The organism is Cryobacterium sp. TMB1-7 (genome assembly GCF_004402435.1).
In the GTDB taxonomy this organism is placed as follows: domain Bacteria; phylum Actinomycetota; class Actinomycetes; order Actinomycetales; family Microbacteriaceae; genus Cryobacterium; species Cryobacterium zongtaii.
In genome coordinates this window covers 19,487-40,031 of record NZ_SOFZ01000016.1, presented here as the reverse complement: position 1 = coordinate 40,031, position 20,545 = coordinate 19,487, and the positions used below count along the sequence as shown (strand labels likewise).

Here is a 20,545-nt window from a genome sequence, read left to right as displayed (position 1 = left end):
GGCGCCGACCCGGCATCAGTGGACTGACGCGGCGGAGGTCGACGGGCGGGGAGAATTGCAGGAGTTATGCATCCTCCGCACCCTCGACACCAGGGAGACTTCTGATGGCCGCACAGGACCGAAACAGCCGACTTGCCACCCGCCGCACGGCCGCCGGGGAGTTCATCGAACGTCTGGAGCGCCCGGCGCTGGCGATCGAACTTGGTCTGGAACCACATCCGGAGGGCGGCTGGTACCGGCGTACCTGGACGTCGCCGGTGCCGGTGACGCTCACGGATGCCGACGGCTCCGAACGGGTGCGGCCGGCGGCCACGCTCATCCACTTCCTGCTGCCGGCAGGGGAGTTCTCCGCTTGGCACCGGCTGTCCTCCAGCGAAATCTGGATCTGGAACGGCCAGGGCGCCGTGCAGCTGGAACTCGGCGGCGACGGCGATGAGCCGGATGCCGAGTCGAGCCCGGTCCTGGGCGGCCGGCTGCTGCGCGGCGAACACAGCCAGGTGATCATCCCGGCGGATGTCTGGCAGCGCACAGTGCCGAGCGAGGAGGACGCCCTGGTGAGTTGCCTGGTGTCACCCGGCTTCGACTTCGCCGACTTCTCGATGGAGTAGCTCCCGATGTGGTGTCGGCGCCGGCGTTCCCCAGCTGCGGATGCCGGCCCGCCGGTCGGTGCGCCGACGCACGATCCGCAGCACGATGGCGTCGATGACAACGCCCAGAAGCAGGGCGGCGGCCACGGCCAGCAGTGCTCCCAACAGCGGGTTGTGCCGCAGCCAGGCTCCGGCGATCATTCCGACCAGCACCGAGTATGTGGCCCAGCAGAGCCCGCCGAGAGCCGCGAACGAGACGAACCGGCGCGGCGGAAAGCCCGTGGCGCCCGCGGTCATGTTCACGGCCACCCGACCGACCGGGATATACCGGGCCGTGAGCAGCAGCGATGCCGGTCGGCTCAGCAGGGCCGCGCGCGCCCTGTAGGCGATCCGCGCCGCGCCGGGACGCCGCTGCCAGCCGAAGCGGGTCAGGCCGATCCGGCGGCCGATCAGGTAGGCGATGCTGTCACCGAGCACCGCGCCCACCATGGCCACGCCGATGAGCCCGACGGGGTGCGGTGTGCCGGTGGAGACGGCCAGGGCGCCGAGCGCCACGACCACCGTCTCGCTGGGAAGCGGGGGGAAGAAGCCGTCGATGACCACAAAGACGAACACGACAGGGTAGACCCAAGCCGACCCGGCGAGGGTGAGGACCAGGTCGTTGAGGGCATCAAAAACAGGCATGTCCTCACGGTAGGGAGAGCCCGATCCCGCTCGCGTCGGTCAGAGGGACGATTCCCTGCACCGGTGGGATGATCCGGGCCGGCACAGCCGTTCTGCGCCCTCGTCAGGGCGTCAGTGACCCGATTGGTTCCGGATCGACACCGGATCACCCCCGGATGGCCCTTGATGTGTCACCGAGACCGCCGAAATGACCGTAACTTAGATAGGTAGGAACATGTCCGTCGAACCCGACGTGGTCGAGCCTGCGCACACGAAAGGTTGAGTTGTGAACGAGGAATGCATCCACGGACTGGACGGGGAGCTGTGCGCCCTGTGTTTCCCACCCGCCGCCCCCGTCGCACCGACCGTGCCCGCTGCCCGCGCCCCGCGTGCCAGCCGAGCCCGCACCCCCGAAGCGCCGACGGCGTTGCGTACCATCGTCGCCCCGATCACCACGGGCACCGCTCGCACCAAGCGCCACGACGACAAGGTCGGTGAGCAGCGGATCTACCACCTCACCCACATCCGCAACCTGCCCGGTATTCTCGCCACCGGCCGGCTTCTGGCCGACACCAGTGCCGACTGGACCGACCGTCCCGTCGTCGACATCTCGTCGCCGGAAAACCGCAGTGCCCGACGCGACGTCCGCGTCTCCGGCGCCGACAGCCTCGCCGTTGCCGACCACGTGCCCTTCTTCCTGTCGCCGAACGCCCTGGTCTGGGAGAACATCCGCGCGCAGTCGCTCGACCCGCGCCTGTCCGACGACGCCCACGACGCCGCCGCGTACGACTTCGTGATCCTGGTCTCGACGGTCAAGAAGGTGCTCGACGCGCAGGTCGACGCCGCGGCCGACCCGACCGCCAGCCACTTCACCGTGACGGATGGCGACGCCGCATTCACCGCCACCCGCTTCGGTGCCACGGCCGAGTCGGCCGACCGGATGCTGCAGATGCTCCGCGCCGACCTCGACTCCGACGCGATCCTCAAGGCCGAGCTGCTCGTGCCCGGCGAGGTCCCGTTCGGCCTGATCACGCTGATCGGCGTGGCCAACGACCGCGTGCGCGATGCGGTCAAGCCGATCCTGGCCACCCTGAGCCACACGCCCAAGGTCGCCGTGTACCCGCCGTGGTTCCACCCCACCGAAGAGCTCTAGCCGCCCGGGTTTCCCTCGTGAGTTGCCGCACATCGCCCTTTCGGGAGCGGTGAAGCGGCACTTTCCGGCAACTCGGCGCGCGGGGAACCGGCGCTAGACGACGCCCAGGGGAAGCGGCTCGCCGGCCGGCAGCTCCACGCGCAGCTCGTCACCGGCAGCCACGCTGCCGTCGGCGACGACGACGCCCATGATTCCGGCTCTGCGCAGGATCCGGCCCGCTTCATCAGTGTGCTTGAGCGTCTTCTTGAGGCCCGACTGGAACTTGTCGATCATCGAGCACGGGTCGCGCATGCCGGTGACCTCGACCACGGCGTCGGAGCCGAGGTGCAGCCGGGTGCCCAACGGCAGCGCCAGCAGATCGATGCCGGCGGTGGTGACGTTCTCGCCGAGCTGGCCGGGGGAGACGTCGAACCCCTCGGCGGCGAGCTCGGCGAACAGCTCTGAGCGCACCAGGTGCACCTGGGTGAGATTGGGCCGCGTCGGGTCGGTGCGGATCAGGTACCGGTGCTGGGTGGTGGCCCCGGCGTGCGAGTCTCCCTCGATGCCGTAGCCGGCCACCAGACGGATGCTGGGCACCACCGGCTTGCTGAACCGGTGCCTGTCATCCCGGCTCACCGCGACAACCGTGCCGGTCTTCTGCTCGCTCGTGCCGCCATCCCGCTGGGCCGTGCCCGCCTGCTCGCTCATGCCGCCATCCTGCCAGATCCGGCCCGGCGACCGCACTAGCGGGTGCCCTCGACGGTGATGCTGCCGTCGGTGGTCCGCGCGGTGATGGAGCGCCGCGAGGTGCTGTCGGTGGGAACGGTGTCGTCGGTCACGGTGCCGTTGGTGGTCTGCGCGGTGACTCGGTAGGTGACTCCGCCGACGGGAACCAACACGGTGATCGCCCCGTTCGTGCTGCCGGCCTCGACCGACTCCGGGGCATCGACGAACTGCAGCGAGACCGATCCGTTGGTGGTGGCGGCGGCCACGGACTTGGAGACGGCATCCGTCACCCGGATGTCGCCGTTGGTGCTCTGCAGATCGACCGGCCCCACGGTGCCGTCGGTCTCGATGTCACCGTTGGTCGTGGTCAGCGTGACCCGGCCGGAGAGCCCGGATGCCGCGATGCGGCCGTTCTCACCCGCCGCGGTGACCGGCAGCGCCGTGGGCAGTTGCACGGTCACGGTCACGGAGCATCTGGAGAAGAATTGGGCGCGGCAGCCGCCGCGCACCTCGGTCACGCCGCCGTCGGTGCGAGCGGAGAGGGTGGGCTCGTTGCCGAAGTAGGACCCCGTCATGCGCACGTGCACCTCGTCGTCGGTGCTCGGTTCGAGGATGATCACGGCGTTGGGCAGTTCCACGCTCAGGCTGGTGCCCGCTTCGAGGTTGGCGCTCTGGTCGACCGGACCGCTGCGGCCCCACAGAGCTGCCACGAACGCCGCGATAAGCAGCAGCGCCCCCACGATCGGGATCAGGATGTACAGCAGGGTGCGCCACCGGGGAGTCGGGCTCTTCCCGGCCGGTGGCGTCGGCGGTGGCGTCGGCGCTGCTGAGGTATCGGTCATGGCAGGCTCCCCGGGTCAACGGCGCCGGGCGCGCCGAACTGCCGCGCGAGGCATCCGTGCTCGGGACGGTAGCAGGGTTGCGGGCGCCTCGATATGGCCGCAGAGTCAGCGCTTGGTGATGTCCCTGCCGCGGTAGCGGAGCACGCGGGCCCGAACCGAGAGGATGCCGCCGAGCACGAGCGCACCGATCGCCACGGGAAGCAGCGTCGTCAGCATGGTGTTGCCGGTGGCGGCGTTGACGATCATGAGGGCTACGGCGAAACCGCTGCACGCGAACGCGGCGACCGTATAGGTGGTGAACGACCAGGATTTCATGGGTAAGTCCATTCTGTGGCGGTCGGAGTTTCGGGCGCCGGCCTGACTACACGGTAGCAGCGTGCCCCAGCACGGTCGCTCGATGCGGTATTCGCCGCCGAGCGAAAGTAGGCTGGATGTCTACCACCGATTCAGAGATAGGTCTGACGTGAAGGTCATCAGCTACAACCTGCGCAAGAACAGTGCCAGCGGGGAACTCATCGCCCTGGCCGAAGAATACGACCCCGACCTGCTGTGTCTGCAGGAGTGCGACACCTTGGCCCTGCCGGCAGAGGTCGGGCTGCTGCACCTGGCGGATTCCACCACCCGCAACCGGCTGGGACTGGCCGTGTATTACCGGCGGGACCGGTTCACCGCCCAGAAGACGCAGACCTTCGCGCTCAAGAAGTCGCTGCACGACCTGGTGCTCACGCCGGCGCACGAACGCCTGATCGGCACGCGCCTGTTCGACATGGCCGCGCAGCGGGAGCTCGTCGTGGCGTCATTCCACGCCGCACCGCTGACGGCGCTGAACTCGCTGCGGCGCAACCAGATCCGCTCGGCACACGAGGAACTGGCGGTGCTCGGCCCCAACCTGCCGACCCTGATGGTGGGCGACTACAACTACCCGATCTTCAAGAAGCACCTCAGCAGAGAGGTCAAGGAGTCCGGCTACGACCTCACCCTGAGCGACAGCCGTACCTACACGCGGTATAAGTTCTTCCGCGGCCACTTCGACCTGGCCACCTCGGTGGGACTCACCATCGACAACGTGGAGACCCTGCCCCGCGGCACCTCCGACCACATGCCGATCCTGGTCACTTCGTCGTACTCCAACGAACCGACCGAGCGTTCACAGGAGGCCACCGTGGCCCCCGTCGACGGCGAGTTCTCGATCTAACCGGCACCCGCCACACCCCGTCCGGTCACCGGCCGGTCCACTGCCGCGCATCCGCGGCGCACTCGACCCTGCCCGCGGGCTAGAGTCAGGCATACAGATTGCGAAGGAGCCCCATGGCCGGTCCTGGTTTCGCCGTGATCGATTTCGAAACCACCGGCCTCTTTCCCGCTCACCACGACAGGGTCATCGAGCTCGCCGTGGTGCACGTCAGCGATCGGGGCCGCATCGAGGGCCGCTGGGAGACGCTGGTCAATCCGGGCCGGGACCTCGGCCGACAGGACATCCACGGCATCCGCGCGGCCGACGTGCTCGACGCCCCCTCCTTCGCCGAGATCGCCCCGCGGCTCATCGAGCTGCTGCGCGGCCGCGTGCTCGTGGCGCACAACGCGAGCTTCGACATCCGGTTTCTGCTGGCCGAGCTGAGCCGCGCCGGCCATGGCGCGCCCGCCGAGATCGTCAGCCTGTGCACCATGCAGTTGGCCCGGGACTTCCTGCCCGGGGCAGGGCGCTCCCTCGCCGATTGCTGCGCGGCCCTCGACATCGATCTGGACGGCGCCCACCGGGCCTCCGTCGACGCTCTCGCCACCGCCCGGCTGCTCGCCGCGTACATCGAGGCGGCGGATGCGCCGGAGTTCTGGTTCGCGCACCTCGCCGCTGCCGCCGCCGCGGCCTGGCCGGCCGGCGCGGTGTCCTCCACGGCGTGGTGCGCCCGCACTGTCTCGTCGCACCCGATGACCGCGGACTCCTTCCTCGAGCGCATCACCACCCGGTTGCCGGATGTGGCCGGCCCGGCCGAATACGTCGACTATCTGGCCCTGCTCGATCGGTGCCTGCTCGACCGGGCGCTGTCGGTGCACGAGGCCCAGTCGCTGGTGCGGCTGGCCGGCGAGCTCGGCCTGAACCGGGCCACCTGCGAGGCGCTGCACCGGCAGTACTTCGCCGCGCTGACCGCGCTCGCCTGGTCGGACGGCATCCTCACCGGCGCCGAGCTCGCCGACCTGGTGAGCGTGGGAATGCTCCTCGCGATTCCCACCGCGACCATCGCCGCGGCGCTCGACGAGACCCGACAGCAGACCCCGGCTCCGGCCGGCGCGGCGCCGGCCGGCGCCGACTTCGTGCTGGTGGCCGGCGATCTGGTCGTGCTGACGGGCGAGATGAGCCGCACTCGCAGCGAACTGGAGCGGGAGCTGCGCGAGCTCGGCCTGGTGCCGTGGCGGGCGGTGACCAAGAAGGTCAAGCTGCTCGTGGCGGCCGACGCCGATTCACTCTCCGGCAAGGCCCGCAAGGCCCGCGACTACGGCATTCCCATCGTCGACGAGGCCACACTCGCCCGGCTGTCCAGCGCCCGCTTCGCCGGGGCCTGATCCGCTCGACTACGGGTCGCGCGGCACGGTTCGGTCCCGGCGGCACAGGTTAGTCCCGGCGGCACAGGTTGTTTCGTGTGCCGCGAGGCACAGGGTGTGCCGTGACGCATAAGGTGTGCCGCGAGGCGCGCGGATGCGCCTCGAGCGCGGCAGCGTGGCGACGGCGGCGAACAGGTCCGTTAGCCGCGCACCCGCAGCAGGTTCGCCCGCTCCGGATGCTTCGCGAACCACTTGCCCACGTACCAGCAGTCTGGGGACACAGCCCGGGTGCTCGTCGCCTCCACGTCGTCCATCGCGAAGGACACAACTTGCCCGGCCAGGCCCTGCCCGCGGCGGCGAGGATCGGTGAATGTGTGGTTGAACGACACGGTGTCGCCCCGCACGAGGTAGTCGGCCAGGGCGGCGAGCTCGCCGTCGATGTAGAGAGCGTAGCGGGAGGCATCCGGTTCGTGCACGAGAACTGTGGTCACCAGATAAGCGTAGACCGGCGGGCGCGCTGCGGGGTGCGGGCCGGTGTCGGTGGCCTCCGGTAACCTGACCAGATCCCAGCAGGTGGAGGCGCACCAGTGTTCTTGCTCGATTCGACGCTCGACAAAACAGTCATCTTCAGTGCGAGCGACCTCGGCGCCGCCGCGGGCTGCGAGTGGGCGCTGATGCGCAAGCTCGACGGCAAACTCGGCCGCATCGACACCGTGCCCGACGAGGGTGACGCCATGCTGCGCCGTGCCGGCGCGCTCGGCGACGCACACGAGCTGCGCTACCTGGAACGGCTGCGGCAAAGCCGCGACGTGGTCGAGTTCGCCCGCCCGTCGATGAGGGAACTGCCGGAGGCGGCCGCCGTCACGGCCGACGCGTTCCGGGCCGGGTCCGACGTGCTCTTTCAGGCCACCTTCTTCGACGGCCGCTTCGTCGGGTTCGCCGACTTCATCATGCGCACAGACGACGGCGCCTACGAGGTCTACGACACCAAGCTGGCGCGCTCCGCGAAGATCACCGCGCTGCTGCAGGTGGCCGCGTACAGCGACCAGCTGGACAGGCTCGGCATCCGCACCGGCGAGCAGGTGCACCTGCTGCTCGGCGACGGACGCACGAGTTCGCACCGGCTGCGCGACATCCTGCCGGTGTACCGCAAGCGCCGTGCGCGGCTCGAACGCCTCATCGACGAACGAATCGCCGACCCGGAGCCCACCCCGTGGGGTGACCCGCGCTACACGGCCTGCGGGCGCTGCGCGGCCTGCTCCGTGGAGGTGGAGGCGCACCGGGACGTGCTGCTCGTAGCCGGCATGCGGCTCACCCAGCGCCGGCACCTGCTGGAGGTCGGCCTGACCACGATCGAGGCCCTGGCGGCGAGCACCGGGCCGGTCGACGGACTGGTCGACGCCACCGTGGCGGCTCTGCGCGCCCAGGCCCGGCTGCAGCTGCAGTCCCGCCAGCTCGCCACCGGGCAGCCAGGCCACGCCGACGCCCCCGCGGTCGAGGTCTACAACCCGGTGGCGCTCGGCGCCCTGCCGGAGCCCGACCCCGGTGACATCTTTTTCGACTTCGAGGGTGACCCGCTCTACAGCGAGACCGCCGCGGGCACCGACAGCCCGGATTGGGGCCTGGACTACCTCTTCGGCCTGATCGAGACCGACGGCACCTTCCGTGCGTTCTGGGCGCACGACTATGCCGAGGAACGCCAGGCGCTGATGGACTTCCTGGCCTACGTGACCGAGCGCCGCGTCCAGCACCCGGCCCTGCACATCTACCACTACGCCGCCTACGAACGTACCCACCTGCTCGCCCTGGCCGCCCGGCACGGGGTCGGCGAAGACGCCGTCGACGATCTGCTCCAGAGCAATGTGCTCGTGGACCTCTACCCCGTGGTCAAGAAGAGCCTGCGGGTGGGCTCCCGCAGCTATTCGATCAAGAAGCTCGAACCGCTCTACATGGGTGACGACCACCGCGAGGGCGTCGACAACGCCGCCGACTCGATCACCGAATACGCCGACTCCCGCGACCTGTTCCGGGCCGGACAGACGGATGCCGCCCAGACCAAGCTCGACGCCATCGCCGACTACAACGAATACGACTGCCTCTCCACGCTGCGCCTGCGCGACTGGCTGCTCGCCCGCGCCGACGAGGCCGGCATCCCTCGCGCCGCCGCCCGCGACCTGGAGCTGGCCATCCCGGTGCGGGAGCCCAGCCCGGTCTACCTGGCGCTGGCGGCCGAGGTGGCGGATGCTCCGCCCGGCGACCGCACGGCCGACCAGACCGCGATCGCCCTGGCCTCCGCCGCCATCGACTACCACCGCCGGGAGGGCAAGAAGTTCTGGCAGGAGCACTTCGACAGGCTGCGCAACCCCGTCGACGAGTGGTCGGCGACCCGGGACGTGTTGATCGTGGCGCAGGTCACGGTCGAGCGTGACTGGGCGCTGGTGGGCCGGGACCGCAACCTGTCCAGGCTGCTGCGCATCGAGGGCGAGCCGGCGCCGGGCAGTTCGCTCAAGCTCGGCCAGAAACCGTTCCTGCTCTATGACGCGCCCTACCCGCCGCTCGCGCAGACCGGCGAGCCCGGCTCCCGGCTGGCGCACGAGCGCACCGAGATCACCGGCCTGGTCGATGAGGCCACCGGTGAAGAAGTGCTCTACGTCACCGAGAAGCTCGGCCGCGGCGTCGACGCCTACGACCAGCTGCCGATGGCGCTGTCCCCGGCCACGCCGCCACCGCCCGGCACGCAGGTGCCGGCGATCGCCGAGTGGGGGCAGCGGGTGCTCGACGCCCTGCCGGCCATGCTGCCGGATGCGGCCCTGGACGTTCTGCGGAGGGTGCCGCCGCGGCGCTCGGTCTACTTCGACAGGCTCAGCACGGCGTCGACAAGCTCGACCAACGAATCGCTTCCACCGGTGAACGGCGACATCACCACCGCCATCCGCGACAGCCTGCTCAGCATCGACAGGTCCTACCTGGCGGTGCAGGGCCCGCCCGGCACCGGCAAGACCTACACAGGCTCTCGGGTGATCGCCGAGCTCGTGCGCGATCACGGCTGGAAGATCGGCGTGGTCGCCCAGTCGCACGCGACAGTGGAGAACATGCTCAGCGCCGTGCTCAAGGCCGGGCTCGCATCCGGGCACGTGGGAAAGAAGGCCAAGGCGGGGGAGGAACCGCGGGAGAACGGCTGGATCGCGCTCGCACCCACCGGCTTCGCCGAGTTCACCGGTCAGGCCGGCGGCTTCGTGCTCGGCGGCACCGCCTGGGACTTCAGCAACGCCGCCCGCATCGAACCGGGCTCGCTCGACCTGCTCGTGATCGACGAGGCCGGCCAGTTCTCGCTGGCCAGCACCATCGCCTCCGCGGTGTCTGCGCGGCGCCTGCTGCTGCTCGGCGACCCTCAGCAGCTGCCGCAGGTGAGCCAGGGTTCGCATCCGGAGCCCGTCGACGTATCCGCGCTCGGCTGGCTCACCGACGGGCACGATGTGCTGCCGGCCGAGTTCGGCTACTTCCTGGCCAAGAGCTGGCGCATGCACCCCGCGGTGTGTGCGCCCGTCTCCAGGCTCTCCTACGAGGGCAAACTCGAGTCCCGGGCCGCCGCCCGGCACCTCGACGGCGTCGAGCCCGGCCTGCATCCGCTGCCCGTGCCGCACACCCTCAATTCCACCTCGTCATCCGAAGAGGCCGACGCCGTGGCCGAGCTGATCGGCTCGCTGCTGGGCCGCCCCTGGACCGTGAACGGTGAGAGCACCCCGCTCGGCCAGCACGACCTCATCGTCGTCGCCCCGTACAACGCGCAGGTCGAGGTGATCCGGCAGCGGCTGGCCAGGGACGGCTGGCACGAGGTCAGCGTGGGCACCGTCGACAAGTTCCAGGGCCGGGAGGCGGCCGTGGCCATCGTGTCGCTCGCCGCATCCAGCGCCGAGGAGGTGCCGCGCGGGCTCGAGTTTTTGCTCCTGGCCAACCGGCTCAACGTGGCCATCTCCCGCGCGCAGTGGGCGGCGTACCTGCTCTATTCGCCCGCGCTCACGGATGCCCTGCCCCACAACGCGGGCACTCTCGCGCAGCTGAGTGCCTTCATCGACCTCGTCGAGGGGCCCGCTGTCTAGCGCTCGAGCTCAGCCGCGAACCGCTCCGGCAGCACGACATTGGCGCCGACCTCCGCGAAAAACGGGGCGACCTCGGTGGGCGTGTAGCCGGCGATGCCGCAGCCGATCTCGGTCACCAGAAACCTGAGCTCCGGATGCTCGGCCGCGAACCGAACGAACCCGGTCACCTCGTGCTGCAGTACCGCCAACCCGCTCATGCTGTCGATCGCATACGACTGACCGTGCAGCCCGTGGCCCTGGCCCCAAACCGCGCCGAACCTCTCGTGCGCCAGGGCGGCGGCACCGGCCGCGTGCAGCCCGGTCGCGTTGGACCCGAAGACGAAGACCTCGCCGGGTTCGAGTCGGGTGATCCGCATGGCTCAGACTCCTTTCGGGGCCCCGGGGTTGAGACGGTTGGTGGGGTCGAGCTTCATCAGCAGCTGGTTCGAGATCGCGTCCAGCTGCGCCACCTGCTCGTCGGTGAGTGGGTCGATCACGTTCTCCCGCACCGTGCGCACGTGCCCGGGCGCCGCGGCTTGCACGACGGTCCAGCCCTCCTCGGTGAGACTGGCGTTCGTCGCGCGCCGGTCGCTCGGACACGGTGTGCGCTTGACCAGGCCACGGTCTTCGAGCCGGCGCACCACGTGCGAGAGCCGGGGCAGGCTGGAATTGGTCATCGAGGACAGCCCGGTCATTCGCAGGGTGTGGTCGGGCGCTTCGGAGAGCATCGCGAGCACGTAGTACTCGAAGTGGCTCAGGTCGGAGTCGCGCTGCAACTGGGAGTCGAGCAGCCCGGGCACCAGCTCCACCACCGCAACGAAGCGCAGCCAGGCGTGCAGCTGGGCCTGGTTGAGTCCCTGCACGGCGGGCGTTTCGTTCGTGTCCATGGGGATAGCTTATCAAGCAGGTCCCGCTTTGGTTGACGCGACAACTAAAAGCCGGTACGTTACTTGTATCAACAACTAATTATCCGCCGCAAGGCGAGAGGGAGTATGTCATGACGAGCATCAGCATCATCGGAGCCGGCAACATGGGAACCGCCATCGCGACGATCGCGGCGAAGGGCGGCGCTTCGGTTCAGCTGCTGGCACAGGACGCCGAGAAGACCGCGGCGGCGGCGGCTCTGGCCGGCGAATCCGTCACGTCGGGAGTCGCCGGTGATGCCCTCACCGGTGAAATCGTAGTTCTGGCCCTGCCGTACCCGGCGGTCGCCGGGGTGCTGGCACAGTACGCCGGCCAGCTGGACGGCAAGATCCTGGTCGACATCAGCAACCCGCTGGACTTCGCCACCTTCGACTCGCTCGTCGTGCCGGCGGATGGCTCGGCCGCGCAGGTGATCGCCGAGACCGTTCCCGGCGCCCGGGTGCTCAAGGCCTTCAACACCACCTTCGCCGCCACCCTGGCCACCAATGGTGTCAACGGCGTCGCCCCCACCACGGTGCTCGTCGCCGGCGACGACGCATCCGCCAAGGACGCCCTGATCGCCCTGCTGATCGCCGGTGGTGTACTCGCCCTCGACGCCGGCGCCCTCAAGCGCGCCCGTGAGCTCGAAGCCCTCGGCTTCCTGCAGCTGACCCTCGCGGCCGGCTCCTCCATCGGCTGGACCGGCGGCTTCGCCCTCGTCAAGTAACCCCGAGGACCCTATTCGAGTAAGCCCCGGATGTCTTCGGGGGTGAGGGACTGTGCGAAGACCGCGTCGTCGTCGAGGACCGCCTCGACCAGCTTGGCCTTGGACTCCTTGAGCGCCATCACCTTCTCCTCGATGGTGTCGGCGGCCACCAGCCGGTAGACCATCACGTTGCGGGTCTGGCCGATGCGGTGGGTGCGGTCGATGGCCTGGTTCTCGCTGGCCGGGTTCCACCAGGGGTCGAGCAGGAACACGTAGTCGGCCTCGGTGAGGTTCAGACCGAAGCCGCCGGCCTTGAGGCTGATCAGGAACACCGGTGCGTCCCCGGCCTTGAACTGGTCGATGACGCCGGGCCGGTCGGCGGTCGAGCCGTCGAGGTAGCTGTACCGCACCCCGCGGGCGTCCAGACGGGCGGCCGCCAGGGCGAGGTAAGAGGTGAACTGGCTGAAGATCAGGGCCCGGTGCCCCTCGGCGATCACCTCGTCGAGCTGCTCGAACAGCGCGTCGAGCTTGCTCGAGGGCACTCCGGCGTACTGGTCGTCGACCAGCGAGGCATCCAGGCTCAGCATCCGCAGCAGGGTGATCGAGCGGAACACGATGAACCGGTTGGCCTCGAGGTCGTCCATCAGTCCCAGCAGCTTCTGCCGCTCGCGCTGCAGGAAGGTGTCGTAGATCTCGCGGTGTTCGGGGTCGAGGTCGATGCGCAGCACCTGTTCCTGCTTGGCCGGCAGGTCCCTGGCCACGACATCCTTGGTGCGCCGCAGCATCAGTGGGCGGATGCGCCGCCGCAGCCGGTCGATCAGCTCGCGCTGGGAGCGCACCTTGCGTTCGGCCGGGCGCAGGTACTCCTCGGTGAAGCGGCGGGCCGAGGGGAACAGGCCCGGCGCCACGATGGCGAACTGCGCCCAGAGTTCGAGCAGGTTGTTCTCCAGGGGTGTGCCGGTGACGGCCAGCTTGAAGGGCACGTTCAGGTCGCGGGCCGCGCGGTGCAGCTGAGAGGTGCGGTTCTTCACGAACTGGGCCTCGTCGAGGATCAGCCCCGACCAACCGTGCGCCTGGTAGGCGTCGAAGTCGAGGCGGAGCAGCGCGTAGGAGGTGACGAGAACGTCGACGCCCTCGGCCTGGTCGGCCAGGCTGCGGCCGCTGGTGGCCTGGGTGCTGGTCACCGAGCGCACGCGGAGGCCCGGCGTGAACCGGGCCGCTTCAGCGAGCCAGTTGGAGACCACGGAGGTGGGCGCCACGACCAGGAACGGCCGGCGGGGCTCCGCAGTCTCCGCAGGCTCGTCGGCCGGGGTCTGCACGGCGTGGCTGAGCAGCGCCAGCACCTGCAGAGTCTTGCCCAGCCCCATGTCGTCGGCAAGGATGCCGCCCAGGCCGTGCTCCCAGAGGAAGACCAGCCACTCGAATCCGGCCAGCTGGTACGGGCGCAAGGTGGCGGTCAGCCCGGCCGGCAGCGGCGTGGCCCTGGGCAGGGCCGCGGCATCCGCGGCACCGCGGTCGAGGGCAAGCAGCCCGCCCACAGCGGCCCGCCATGACACGGCCTGCTCGGTCTCGTCGGCGAGGTCCTCGAAGTCCGACCACAGGCTGGCCTGGTGCCGATTGATGCGCAGCCCGGTTTCCCATTCCGACAGCGCCCTGGCCTCCTCGATGAGCTCCCGCAGCCTGTCGAACACCGGCTGGGTGAGCGAGAGGTAACTGTTGTCCACCAGGAGCAGTTTTTTGCGCCCCTTCGCGAGCGCCGTGAAGATCGGGTTGAACGGGATGCTGCGGCCGTCGATCCGCACGATCACGCCGAGGTCGAACCAGTCGCGCTTCTCGGTCTCCACCGTCGTCACGATCAGCTGCGGGGCTCCGGTGAGCTCGCGGTAGTCCGGCTTGTCGCCCACCAGCTGCACTCGCACCCCCGCGATCGTCTCGAGCCTGGGCAGGGTTCGGTCGGTGTACTCAGCGGCGGGGAGGCCCTTGAGGGTCACGGTTGGTGCGTCAGGATCGGCCGGCGCCGACAGGTCGGGCACGGCGGTCGTCACCCGGTCCAGCACCTCGGTCTCGGCCTGCTCGTCGCGGTCGCCCTGCCACTGCCAATCCAGCCGCACCGCCTGCTTCGGCTCGAAGCTCACGGTGTGCACGAGCACCGGCGGGGGCGGCGGCGGGAACTCGATGGAGGCATCCGTGCTGACGATCGGCAGGCTGCGGCGCAGGGTGGGGTAATACTCGCGCAAGAACTCGTCGACCTCGCCGGCCGGCACCACCAGGCCGGGCCGCACCGCGGCCCGGTCGCCGGTGCCGCCGAGGAGTCGGCGCTGTTCGGCGCTGAGCGGCTCGAGGCTCGGGGCCAGCACGATGGCGGGGTCGGCGCCGAGCCTGTACGCGTAGACGCCGTGGTCGCCGAGTGCGCCGGCGTCGCCGACCGGATGCCGGTGCCCGTCGATGCTGAGCACGGGGGAGAGGGTCAGGGCCTCAGTAGTCTGCACCGCATCGAGCAGCACACTCGCCGTGGCGGCCACCGTCACGGCAGCGTCCTTGTGGCTGCCGGTGAGGCCGATGCCCAGCCGCTGGGCCTCGGCGAGCAGGTGCCAGAGCAGGGGGCTCTCGAACTCGTCGAGGTAGAGCCACTCAGTGTCCTGGCCGTTGTAGACCGGCCGGTCGACCCTGTGCAGCGGCACGAACTGGCAGAACCAGCGGTGCTGCGCCACATTGAGGTTCTGCCGATTGAGCTGGTAGCCCACGTTGCTCCAGGTGATCGTGGACTTCACCCACTTGCCGGAGTCGCTGCGGAGGACCGGACGCACGCCGAGCCGGATGGCGCCGGTCCTGGCCCGGCCGGCCGAGGCACGCACGGCGGTGGCCCCGCGCCAGCGGTCGTTGCTGCGCGGGGTCTGCTCGCGCAACTCGAAGAGCAGGCCCATGGCCGTGCGGGCGCCGTCGCCGGGCTCGGCGACGGGCGGCAGGGTCGGCTCCGCCGCGGCCGGGCCGGTCAGGGCCTCAACGGCCGACTTCCAGTCGGCGGCGCCAGGCGACGGCGGGGTGGGCGGCATGGCTCAATGGTCTCACGCACCCGCCGACAGCCGGGCCGGGGCGTCCGCTCAGGTCAGCGGGAAAACGATCCGGGTCTGCCAGGTCGCGGGGTCGGGATTCGTCTCGGGATCGCTGAGGTATTCCTCCCACATGTCCATGCCGGGGGTGAGGTGCTGCTCCCGCAACCAGGCGGCGATCTCGTCGTAGGTGCGGGTCATCCCGTCGTACGGCCCCGTGTAGACGCTCGCGATGGCTGATCCGGCCGGCAGCTCGGTCACGACGACATCGGCCGTGCCGTGGGCGGGCCCGGCGATGGGGAAGCCCGCCGTGACGTCGACGGTGTCGGTGGGCATGCCGTGATACAGCGCCAGCGGCGGCCCGGCGGGCGTCAGCCCCTGGGCGGCCATGGCCGCGGCGGACACCTCGAAGGCCCGCCCGAAGTACTCGGTGAGGTCAGCCATCTTCACGTTCTCGTGTACCCCCAGCAGGGTGCGCGGTTCAAGTTCGACCCTGTCGATCTGCATGGTGTGCTCCTTCGCTCGGGGTCACTCTATTCCCACTCGCGCGCCGGGCACACCCGCAGCGGCCGGCTACCGGATGGCCCGCATCCCGGCAGGCAGCGCCGTGCGAGCGTCGAGCCAGCGTTCCAGCTCCGCCGCGGGAATCGGGCGGGACAGCTGATAGCCCTGGGCCACGTCACAGCCGAAGCGTTCCAGTTGGTGGAGCACCTCCGCGGTCTCCACGCCCTCGGCCACGATGCGTATGCCCAGGCTGTGGCCGAGGTGGATCGAGGAAGCGACCAACGCCGACGCCCTGTCGTCGTCGAGCATCGGGATGACGAAGGACTGGTCGAGCTTGAGTTCGTCGATCGGCAAGTCCCGCAGGTAGGCGAGCGAGCTGTAGCCGGTGCCGAAGTCGTCGACGGCGATCAGTACGCCGGCGTTCCGCAGGCGCAGCAGGATGTTGCGGGCGCGGTCGCGGTCCACCAGCAGGAATTCCTCGGTGACCTCGAGCATGAGGGCGGAGCCGGGCAGCCCCCGGTCGGTGAGCATCGAGGTGACCACCCCGGCGAGCTGGTAGTCGGCCAGCGACCGCGACGACAGGTTCACGGCCACTGTCACCGTGCGCCCCTGGGCCTGCCAGAGCACGGCCTGGTCGAGGGCGAGTTCGAGGACCACCCGGGTGAGGGTGCGCATCAGGCCACCGTTTTCGGCCACATCCAGGAACGCGGCGGGGTACAACAGTCCTCGCGTGGGGTGGTTCCAGCGCACCAGTGCCTCGACGCCCGGCACGGTGTCGGTGGCCAGGTGCACCTTGGGTTGGTAGTGCAGCACGAGCTGGTTCTCGGCCAGCGCGATGCGCAGTTCGTGCAGGGTGCGCAGGCGGGCCTCGTCGTTGCTGTCGTCGCCGGGGGAGTAGACGTGCTGGCCTACCCGGCTGGACTTCGCCGTGTACATGGCCATGTCGGCCTTGCGCATCAGCCCGCTCAGGTCTGAACCGTGCTCAGGTGCCAGAGCGATGCCGATGCTCAGCCCGACCTCGAGGCTGAGGCCGCCGATGACGATGGGCCGTGCGGTCACCAGGCGTAACCGGCGAGCCATGGCCGTGGCGCGTTTGCGGTCGGCGTGGTGCAGGTGAACAGCGAATTCGTCGCCGCCGAGCCTGGCGAGCAGATCACCGGCCTGGAGGGCGGCGGAGAGCCGGGCGCCGATCTGGCCGAGCAGCTGGTCGCCCGCTTCGTGGCCGAGGCTGTCGTTCACTTCCTTGAACCTGTCCAGGTCCAGCACCAGCAGGGCGCTCGGCCGGGCGTCGACGTCATGCAGCCGGGCGGCGACATCCACCGCCAGGGCGCGGCGGTTGGGCAGGCCGGTCAGGTCGTCGGTACGTGAGAGCGAGTGCAGCTGGCGCTGCCTGAAGGCCAGCGGGATCGCGGCCAGTGCCAGAGTGCCGCCGGCGAGGCCGACGGCCAGTACCGAGACGTGGGTCTGGCTGGCCAGCAGCAGCACGGTCAGGGCGGCGGCCGTGGCCGACATCGGGGCCGCCACCGAGGTGGCGGCGTAGACGGTGCCGTCGGCGACGGCGGTGATCGACGAGTGCCCCGGCAGGGTGCGGCGGCGCACCGAGGCGAGCACCCACGCTGTGATGAGAGCGAAGCCGATCGCCCATGCGCCGGTAAGGCCCGATCCGATGAGCACCGACTCGACCTGCGCCTGCCCGGCGTAGACGGTGTCGGCCCCCGCGAAGAGCAGCAGACCGGCGGTCAGCAGTAGCCCGGAGCGACCTAACACCCGGCCCGGGATCGCAGCGACGCCGGCGAGGGCCGCGATGAGCAGCAGGTCCAGCACCGGGAACGCCATGCTGAGGAAGACGGTCACCGAAAACGGGCCGCCGGTTTCCAGGGCGGGGGAGAGCAGCACGGCGAGCACCGAGGCGGCGCCCAACGCGCCGACGGCGCTGTCAAGGAGCACCGGCCAGGCCTGAGCGCGCAACCCACGGTGGGCGATCACGGCGAGCACGCCCACCATGAAGACGTAGAACATCAGATAACAGGTGTCCGCGAGCGAGGGTATGAGTTCGGCGCCGGCATCGTCGGGCAGCAGCCTGTACGCGGTGTCACCCACGGCCAGTGCGGTCACCGCTGCCGCGGCGAGGAGGATGTCGGGCCGGGTGAGGCGTACCCGGTTGACGGCCAGCCAGACCAGAACCACGGCTGCCCAGTTGCTGAGCACGGCCAACCAGCCGTCAACGAGCGGGTTGGATCCGACGCCGTGGAAAACCAGGTCGATGAGGTTGACAAGCAGCACCACGCCGATGCCACCGAACACGACGTAATCGGCACGCGACAGCCGCGGTCGAGGACGCGGGATGGCCGACACAGACGTCACTGTCGAGTCCCCCCTCCGAGACCAAGTAGCTTGCGGACACACTGCCGCGACCTGCTCACTTTACTGGGTCACACACCGTCGCCGACCAGGTTCCCCCCATTCGGCCATCGGCAGGCTATGCAGTACCGCCGTCTGCGCCGCTGAGGGAGGCGAATTCGCCCTCACCAGACGGATGCGCCCCGGCCGCGTCAATCAGCCAGGCGTAGTCGAAGGCCCGCTCGCGCCAGCCGGCGTAGCGACCCGAGACGCCGCCGTGGCCGGCGGACATCTCGGTCTTCAGCAGTGCATCCGCCCCCACCTCGCGGAGTCTCGCCACCCACTTGGCCGGCTCCACGTAGAGCACCCGGGTGTCGTTGAGGCTGGTGACGGCGAGGATCCGCGGGTAGTGCGTCTGGTGCACGTTCTCCAGCGGTGAGTAGGTCTTCATGTAGGCGTACACCTCGGCGTCGTGCAGCGGGTCGCCCCACTCGTCCCACTCGATCACGGTGAGCGGCAGGCTCGGGTCGAGGATCGAGGTGAGCGGATCGACGAACGGCACCCCGGCGAGAATGCCGGAGAACAGGGACGGCGCCATGTTCGCCACGGCGCCCATCAGTAGTCCGCCGGCGCTGCGGCCCTCGGCGACGAGCTTGTCCGGCGAGGTGTAGCCGCAGTCGATGAGGTGCTCGGCGCAGGCGACGAAGTCGGTGAACGAGTTGCGCTTCTGGTGGGTCTTGCCGTTTTCGTACCAGAGCCGGCCGAGCTCGCCGCCGCCGCGCACGTGGGCGACCGCGAAGATCATGCCGCGGTCAAGCAGGCTGAGCCTGGAGATGCTGAAGGACGGGTCGATGCTGATCTCGTAGGAGCCGTAGCCGTAGAGCAGGGTGGGGGCCGGGACGCCGGGCTCGACGAGGTCGGAACGGTAGACGATGGAGATGGGTACCCGGGTGCCGTCGGCGGCAACGGCCCATTCGCGGCGCTGTTCGAACAGGGTCGGGTCGTAGTGGCCGAGCACCGGCTGCTGCTTGAGCAGGCGCAGCTCGCCGGTGGCGACCACGTAGTCGTAGACCGTCGAAGGGGTCACAAAGCTTGTGTAGCCCAGACGGATGGTCGGCTGGTTCCATTCGGGGTTGCCGCCGGTGCCCACCGAGAAGAGTTCCTCGTCAAAGGTGATCTCGGTGAGGCCGCCGCCGCGTTTGGTGGCGTAGGCCACCCGGGTGAGGCCGTCTTTGCGATATTCAACCACCACGAAGTCGCGGAACGCGTCGACGCTTTCCAGGCGGATGCGCTCGCTGTGCGGCAGCACCACCCGGCCCGGGTCCTTCGGATCGGCGGCCGGCACGCTGACGAGCTCGAAGTTCACAGCGTTGTGGTTGTGCACGATCAGCAGGCGGTCTTCGCCGTCGATGACGGCGTGCTCCACGTCGTACTCCACGTTGTCGCGCCGCGGCCAGACCACCGTGAACTCGCCGGTGGGGTCGGCGGCGTCAAGAAGGAAGGTCTCGCTGGTGACGCTGGAGCCGGCCTCGATCATGAGGTATCGGTTGCTGCGCGAACGGCCGACGCCCACCCAGAAACGCTCGTCGGGCTCGGTGAACACCGTCACGTCAGCCTCGACCGAGGTGCCGACCTCGTGGCGCCAAACCGTATCGGGGCGCCAGGCGTCATCGACGGTCGTGTAGAACACGTATCGGCCGCTCGGGTCGAAGAGCGCGCCGGCGCTGGTGTTCGGGATTTCGTCGGCCAGGTTCTCGCCCGTGGCGATGGTGCGTATCCGCACCGTGTAGCGCTCGTCGCCCTCGATATCAACGGCGTAGAGCAGGGTGCTGCCGTCGTCGCTCACGTCGAAGCTGCCGAGGGAGTAGAAGTCGTGGCCCGCGGCCTCGGCGTTGTCGTCAAGCAGCACCTGCTCGCCGGGCAGGCCGGGGGCGGCGTCACCCGTGTGTGCGCCGGTCGAGTCGGTGCCGGTCGCGTCTGTGCCGGTCGCCGGTTCGATGACCGGGGGAGTCCAGTCATCCGGACCCGAGATGGGCGCGCGGCAGTGGATGCCGTATTCCTGTCCCTCCACCGAGCGGGTGTAGTGCCACCACTGCCCACGGCGCACCGGAACGCTGAGGTCGGTCTCCTGGGTGCGGTCCTTGATCTCCTCGAAGATCTGCTCCTGCAGCAGCTCAAGATGGCTGGTGCGGGAATCCGTGTATGCGTTCTCGGCAGTGAGGTGCGCGATGACCTCCGGGGCGTCCTTGTCGCGCATCCACTCGTAATTGTCGACGAACACATCGTTGTGGTGGATGCGCCGCGTGGGCTTCCGGGCGGCGACGGGAGGAAGGTTCATGAACTCAGCGTAGCCATCTCGTCCGACCATGTCCCGTGGAACTCCGCAGCAGCAGCCGCCGCGCGCGGGATTCCTGTTCGGGGGGTGCCCTGAACCGCCGTCGACGCCGCGCTGGCCTCGTCGAACCAGCCCCGCAC

The 20,545-nt window shown here is 69.6% G+C and carries 17 protein-coding genes; 6 read left to right on the top strand and 11 right to left on the bottom strand.

Features of this window, described 5'->3' with window-relative positions; translation table 11 throughout:
- Nucleotides 1-104 precede the first annotated feature (104 nt).
- Nucleotides 105-608 carry a cupin domain-containing protein gene (locus E3O60_RS05545; RefSeq protein ID WP_088456823.1) on the top strand — a complete coding sequence of 168 codons (504 nt, stop codon included), beginning with the start codon at nt 105-107 and terminating at the stop codon, nt 606-608.
- Here E3O60_RS05545 and E3O60_RS05540 read toward each other — a convergent pair.
- Entirely contained in the window at nt 570-1,271 is a 702-nt protein-coding gene (locus E3O60_RS05540) for a DedA family protein (RefSeq protein ID WP_134497359.1), read from the bottom strand. The genes E3O60_RS05545 and E3O60_RS05540 overlap by 39 nt on opposite strands.
- A gap of 265 nt (nt 1,272-1,536) precedes the next feature.
- Between E3O60_RS05540 and E3O60_RS05535 the strand changes: the two genes are divergently transcribed.
- Complete coding sequence (locus E3O60_RS05535) at nt 1,537-2,403, top strand: DUF4433 domain-containing protein (protein ID WP_134407973.1); 867 nt, start codon at nt 1,537-1,539, stop codon at nt 2,401-2,403.
- Nucleotides 2,404-2,496: 93 nt separating this feature from the next.
- Here the strand turns inward: E3O60_RS05535 and E3O60_RS05530 are convergent, their stop codons facing one another.
- From E3O60_RS05530 to E3O60_RS05520, 3 genes are all read right to left on the bottom strand, one after another.
- Entirely contained in the window at nt 2,497-3,090 is a 594-nt protein-coding gene (locus tag E3O60_RS05530; RefSeq protein WP_134497357.1) for an MOSC domain-containing protein, read from the bottom strand.
- Nucleotides 3,091-3,125: 35 nt separating this feature from the next.
- Complete coding sequence (locus E3O60_RS05525) at nt 3,126-3,950, bottom strand: DUF4097 family beta strand repeat-containing protein (RefSeq protein ID WP_134497355.1); 825 nt, start codon at nt 3,948-3,950, stop codon at nt 3,126-3,128.
- 105 nt (nt 3,951-4,055) lie between these two features.
- The gene (locus tag E3O60_RS05520; RefSeq protein WP_088456819.1) at nt 4,056-4,265 is read right to left on the bottom strand and encodes a hypothetical protein; all 210 of its coding nucleotides are present in this window, start codon (nt 4,263-4,265) and stop codon (nt 4,056-4,058) included.
- 148 nt (nt 4,266-4,413) lie between these two features.
- Between E3O60_RS05520 and E3O60_RS05515 the strand changes: the two genes are divergently transcribed.
- Nucleotides 4,414-5,145 (top strand): endonuclease/exonuclease/phosphatase family protein, encoded by a 732-nt coding sequence (locus tag E3O60_RS05515; RefSeq protein WP_088456818.1) that lies wholly within the window; start codon nt 4,414-4,416, stop codon nt 5,143-5,145.
- 113 nt (nt 5,146-5,258) lie between these two features.
- Nucleotides 5,259-6,509 (top strand): exonuclease domain-containing protein, encoded by a 1,251-nt coding sequence (locus tag E3O60_RS05510; RefSeq protein WP_134407971.1) that lies wholly within the window; start codon nt 5,259-5,261, stop codon nt 6,507-6,509.
- Between the two features lie 179 nt (nt 6,510-6,688).
- Here E3O60_RS05510 and E3O60_RS05505 read toward each other — a convergent pair whose 3' ends face one another.
- Nucleotides 6,689-6,979, bottom strand: a complete 291-nt coding sequence (locus E3O60_RS05505; RefSeq protein WP_088456816.1) for a GNAT family N-acetyltransferase — start codon at nt 6,977-6,979, stop codon at nt 6,689-6,691.
- A gap of 96 nt (nt 6,980-7,075) precedes the next feature.
- Here E3O60_RS05505 and E3O60_RS05500 point away from each other — a divergent pair, with 96 nt between their 5' ends.
- A complete protein-coding gene (locus tag E3O60_RS05500) occupies nt 7,076-10,588 on the top strand; it encodes a bifunctional RecB family nuclease/DEAD/DEAH box helicase (protein WP_241993207.1) in 3,513 nt (1,170 codons plus the stop codon).
- Here E3O60_RS05500 and E3O60_RS05495 read toward each other — a convergent pair.
- Together E3O60_RS05495 and E3O60_RS05490 are read right to left on the bottom strand one after the other, a co-directional pair.
- Nucleotides 10,585-10,944, bottom strand: a complete 360-nt coding sequence (locus E3O60_RS05495; RefSeq protein WP_134480247.1) for a hypothetical protein — start codon at nt 10,942-10,944, stop codon at nt 10,585-10,587. The two genes, E3O60_RS05500 and E3O60_RS05495, sit on opposite strands and share 4 nt — an antisense overlap.
- Before the next feature lie 3 nt (nt 10,945-10,947).
- Nucleotides 10,948-11,454 (bottom strand): MarR family winged helix-turn-helix transcriptional regulator, encoded by a 507-nt coding sequence (locus tag E3O60_RS05490; RefSeq protein ID WP_088456814.1) that lies wholly within the window; start codon nt 11,452-11,454, stop codon nt 10,948-10,950.
- Nucleotides 11,455-11,564: 110 nt separating this feature from the next.
- On the opposite strand from E3O60_RS05490, the gene E3O60_RS05485 reads away from it, so the two are divergent.
- Entirely contained in the window at nt 11,565-12,197 is a 633-nt protein-coding gene (locus tag E3O60_RS05485) for an NADPH-dependent F420 reductase (protein WP_088456813.1), read from the top strand.
- A gap of 11 nt (nt 12,198-12,208) precedes the next feature.
- Here E3O60_RS05485 and E3O60_RS05480 read toward each other — a convergent pair whose 3' ends face one another.
- The 4 genes from E3O60_RS05480 to E3O60_RS05465 all read right to left on the bottom strand — a co-directional run bounded on the left by E3O60_RS05480 (nt 12,209) and on the right by E3O60_RS05465 (nt 20,408).
- A complete protein-coding gene (locus tag E3O60_RS05480) occupies nt 12,209-15,229 on the bottom strand; it encodes an SNF2-related protein (protein ID WP_134497353.1) in 3,021 nt (1,006 codons plus the stop codon).
- Nucleotides 15,230-15,277: 48 nt separating this feature from the next.
- Nucleotides 15,278-15,733, bottom strand: a complete 456-nt coding sequence (locus tag E3O60_RS05475) for a GyrI-like domain-containing protein (RefSeq protein WP_134407969.1) — start codon at nt 15,731-15,733, stop codon at nt 15,278-15,280.
- A 66-nt stretch (nt 15,734-15,799) separates the two neighbouring features.
- Nucleotides 15,800-18,085 (bottom strand): bifunctional diguanylate cyclase/phosphodiesterase, encoded by a 2,286-nt coding sequence (locus tag E3O60_RS05470; RefSeq protein WP_166788954.1) that lies wholly within the window; start codon nt 18,083-18,085, stop codon nt 15,800-15,802.
- A gap of 124 nt (nt 18,086-18,209) precedes the next feature.
- On the bottom strand, nt 18,210-20,408 hold the full coding sequence (locus tag E3O60_RS05465; RefSeq protein WP_134480241.1) for a S9 family peptidase: 2,199 nt from the start codon (nt 20,406-20,408) through the stop codon (nt 18,210-18,212).
- Between the last annotated feature and the right edge of the window lie 137 nt (nt 20,409-20,545).

Bases quoted from the DNA above. Each gene is read 5' to 3' on its own strand.
- E3O60_RS05530 (WP_134497357.1), bottom strand. From the start codon at position 3,090: ATGAGCGAGCAGGCGGGCACGGCCCAGCGGGATGGCGGCACGAGCGAG.
- E3O60_RS05485 (WP_088456813.1), top strand. From the start codon at position 11,565: ATGACGAGCATCAGCATCATCGGAGCCGGCAACATGGGAACCGCCATC.
- E3O60_RS05545 (WP_088456823.1), top strand. From the start codon at position 105: ATGGCCGCACAGGACCGAAACAGCCGACTTGCCACCCGCCGCACGGCC.
- E3O60_RS05480 (WP_134497353.1), bottom strand. From the start codon at position 15,229: ATGCCGCCCACCCCGCCGTCGCCTGGCGCCGCCGACTGGAAGTCGGCC.
- E3O60_RS05540 (WP_134497359.1), bottom strand. From the start codon at position 1,271: ATGCCTGTTTTTGATGCCCTCAACGACCTGGTCCTCACCCTCGCCGGG.
- E3O60_RS05510 (WP_134407971.1), top strand. From the start codon at position 5,259: ATGGCCGGTCCTGGTTTCGCCGTGATCGATTTCGAAACCACCGGCCTC.
- E3O60_RS05490 (WP_088456814.1), bottom strand. From the start codon at position 11,454: ATGGACACGAACGAAACGCCCGCCGTGCAGGGACTCAACCAGGCCCAG.
- E3O60_RS05525 (WP_134497355.1), bottom strand. From the start codon at position 3,950: ATGACCGATACCTCAGCAGCGCCGACGCCACCGCCGACGCCACCGGCC.
- E3O60_RS05520 (WP_088456819.1), bottom strand. From the start codon at position 4,265: ATGAAATCCTGGTCGTTCACCACCTATACGGTCGCCGCGTTCGCGTGC.
- E3O60_RS05495 (WP_134480247.1), bottom strand. From the start codon at position 10,944: ATGCGGATCACCCGACTCGAACCCGGCGAGGTCTTCGTCTTCGGGTCC.
- E3O60_RS05465 (WP_134480241.1), bottom strand. From the start codon at position 20,408: ATGAACCTTCCTCCCGTCGCCGCCCGGAAGCCCACGCGGCGCATCCAC.
- E3O60_RS05475 (WP_134407969.1), bottom strand. From the start codon at position 15,733: ATGCAGATCGACAGGGTCGAACTTGAACCGCGCACCCTGCTGGGGGTA.